This is a genomic window from Saliniramus sp. (genome assembly GCF_035311605.1).
Taxonomy (GTDB): domain Bacteria; phylum Pseudomonadota; class Alphaproteobacteria; order Rhizobiales; family Beijerinckiaceae; genus Saliniramus.
Genome location: NZ_DATGCW010000201.1, coordinates 1 through 2,783, shown reverse-complemented (window position 1 = coordinate 2,783; position 2,783 = coordinate 1). Strand labels below are relative to the sequence as shown.

General features: G+C 65.9%; 3 protein-coding genes and 1 pseudogene. 3 read left to right on the top strand and 1 reads right to left on the bottom strand.

Going from position 1 to position 2,783, the window contains the following annotated elements; all coding sequences use genetic code 11:
- The 3 genes from VKP01_RS09205 to VKP01_RS09195 all read left to right on the top strand — a co-directional run.
- The coding region (locus tag VKP01_RS09205) for a UDP-glucose dehydrogenase family protein (protein ID WP_324411853.1) at nt 1-669 on the top strand (669 nt) is incomplete at its 5' end.
- A 153-nt stretch (nt 670-822) separates the two neighbouring features.
- Nucleotides 823-1,755, top strand: a complete 933-nt coding sequence (locus VKP01_RS09200; RefSeq protein WP_324411852.1) for a hydroxymethylglutaryl-CoA lyase — start codon at nt 823-825, stop codon at nt 1,753-1,755.
- A gap of 53 nt (nt 1,756-1,808) precedes the next feature.
- Nucleotides 1,809-2,450, top strand: a complete 642-nt coding sequence (locus tag VKP01_RS09195; RefSeq protein WP_324411851.1) for an N-carbamoylsarcosine amidohydrolase — start codon at nt 1,809-1,811, stop codon at nt 2,448-2,450.
- Nucleotides 2,451-2,530: 80 nt separating this feature from the next.
- On the opposite strand, the pseudogene VKP01_RS09190 reads toward VKP01_RS09195, so the two are convergent.
- A pseudogene (locus VKP01_RS09190) lies at nt 2,531-2,783 on the bottom strand (LysR family transcriptional regulator); the annotation flags it as partial.

Below are 2,783 nucleotides of genomic sequence, written 5' to 3'. Positions count from 1 at the left end.
GCCTTTCTCGCCACCAAGATCACCTTCATCAACGAGATCGCGGATCTGTGCGAGAAGGTCGGCGCGAATGTCCAGGATGTCGCCCGCGGCATCGGCCTCGATAACCGCATCGGTTCAAAATTCCTGCATGCCGGCCCCGGCTTCGGCGGATCCTGCTTCCCCAAGGATACGCTGGCCCTGATCAAGACTGCACAGGATAATGACGCGCCGATCCGCATCGTCGAGACGGTCGCTGCCGTCAACGATGCGCGCAAGCGCGCAATGGGTCGCAAGATCGTGAAGGCCTGCGGCGGAGACGTCCACGGCCAGCGGATCGCCGTTCTCGGCCTGACCTTCAAGCCCAATACCGACGACATGCGCGATTCGCCCGCCATCGCCATCATACAAACCCTTCAGGATATGGGCGCGCGGGTGACGGCCCATGATCCCGAAGGGATCGAACAGGCAAGACAGGTGCTTGATGATGTCACTTACGCCGACGATCCCTATTCCTGCACCGAGGGCGCCGATGCGCTCGTCATCGTCACTGAATGGGACGCCTTCCGCGCCCTCGATCTCGGGCGCATGAAGGCGCTCATGAAGGCGCCGGTCCTGGTCGATCTGCGCAATATCTACCGCGCCGACGACGTCGCGGCGCTTGGATTCAGCTATACGAGCGTCGGGCGCTGAGACGGCCAGCGCCGCGCTTGCCGGATATCACTTGCCGGAACGCGTATCCGCACCCGCGCACTCGACGGATTGCTTGCGGCATTGTATACAAAGACCTGAATTGCGATGGCGCTGAAGAGATTTGGTGTCGATCAGGCAGGCAGGGAGCGCACCATGGCCGAAGTCACGCTCGTCGAGGTCGCCCCGCGCGACGGCATCCAGAACGAAACGACAATCCTCGATCGTGCGACGAAGCAGGCCCTGATCGGCAGGCTCGTGGCTTCAGGCCTGCGCCGCATCGAGGTGACGAGTTTTGTCAATCCCAAACGCGTGCCGCAAATGGCCGGCGCAGCCGAGCTCATCACGGCTCTGCGGGCCGACCCCGCCATCACTGCCGCGAAGCCATCCCTCTCCGCTCTTGCGCTCAATCTGCGCGGAGCACGCGAGGCCATCGCGGTGGGGGTGGATGAAGTGACGTTTGTCGTCGTCGCCAGCGAGACCTTCAACCAGCGCAACCAGGGTGTCGCGATCGCCGAGACGCTGGCGCAATGGCGCGAGGTCCGGGCGGCGGCTCGCGAGGCCGGCTGCATGACGAGCCTCACCATCGCCGCCGCTTTCGGCTGTCCCTTCGAGGGAGAGGTCGATCCGGGGCGCCCGGCGGCCATCGCCGCCGAACTCGCAGCGTCGGATGCCCTGCCCGACGAGATCGCGCTGGCCGATACGATCGGCGTCGCCGCCCCCGGCGACGTGACCACCCGCTTCGCCCTGCTGCGCGAGACCGCGCCGGAACTGCCTTTGCGCGCGCATTTCCACAATACCCGCAATACCGGCCTCGCCAATGCCGCGACCGCGATCGCATCCGGCGTCACTGCGCTCGACGCCTCCGTCGGCGGTTTCGGCGGCTGCCCCTTCGCGCCGGCGGCGACCGGCAACGTGCCGAGTGAGGATCTCACCTACATGCTCCAGCGCATGGGGTATCTGGGCGCGATCGATCTCGACGCGCTGATCGCCACCGGGAACTGGCTCGGCGAACGGCTCGGCAAGCAGCCGCCCGCCCTGCTCGGACGCGCCGGCACCTTCCCCGGCAATCTCGGCAAGGCCGCCTGATTGGATCACAAATTGGATACAATCCTGACGACATCTGATAACGGAGTCCGGTCATGAGCGAAAGCCGTGAGCGCAATTATGCCGGCGTGTTCGATAACCGCCTCGGCTTCGGGGCGCGACCGGCGCTGATCGTGATCGATTTCCTGCAAGGGTACACCACACCGGGCGCACCGCTCTTCGCCGAAGGCGTCGTGCGCGCCGTCGACGAAAGCGTGGCGCTGATCGCTGCTGCGCGCTTGGCCGGGATTCCGGTCATCCATACCCGCGTGTTGTTTCACGCTTCCGGGCTTGATGGGGGCCTGTTCGCGCGAAAAGTCCCGGTCCTGCGCAGCCTCGTCGCGGGGGAGCCGCTGGCGGAATTCGATCCGCGCGTTGCGCCGCAGGAAGATGAACTGGTCATCGTCAAGAATTATGCGAGCGCATTTTTCGGCACGAGCCTCGCCGCGACGCTCACGGCGGCGGGAATCGACACCGCCATCCTGATCGGCTGCTCGACCAGCGGCTGCATCCGCGCCACCGCCATCGACGCGATCCAGCACGGTTTCCGCCCAATTGTGCCACGCGAATGCGTCGGCGATCGCCATGATGGGCCGCACGCGGCCAACCTCTTCGATATCAACGCGAAATATGGTGATGTGGTCGACAGGGCCGAGGTGCTGGCGTATGTCGCACAGCGCTCCGCAGACGGCGCCTGATCCGGGGTCGAGGCGGGGCCGGCACAGCGCATGCGCGAAGTCATTCCAGCCGCATTCGCGCCCTCCGGGGATGCTTGGCGTCAGGCGCTGCCATCGGGATCGTCGCGCCCCTCGATCATGGGGCGTTGCGCAACGATGGCGGTATTGACGAAGTCGAGGAAGGCGCGCACCCGGGCGGCGTGGCGCAGATCGGGATGGGTGAGCACCCATAACCCGGCGGAGAAATCCTCCCGTGGCGGGGCAAGGCGCACCAGATCCGGGTTCTGCCCGGCGATAAAGCAGGGCAGGGGGCCGAGTCCGGCCCGCGCGCCAATGGCCTCGGCGAGGCCGAGC

What these genes read in the sequence shown, in the direction of transcription:
- VKP01_RS09200 (WP_324411852.1), top strand. Translation starts at nt 823, where the DNA reads ATGGCCGAAGTCACGCTCGTCGAGGTCGCCCCGCGCGACGGCATCCAG.
- VKP01_RS09195 (WP_324411851.1), top strand. Translation starts at nt 1,809, where the DNA reads ATGAGCGAAAGCCGTGAGCGCAATTATGCCGGCGTGTTCGATAACCGC.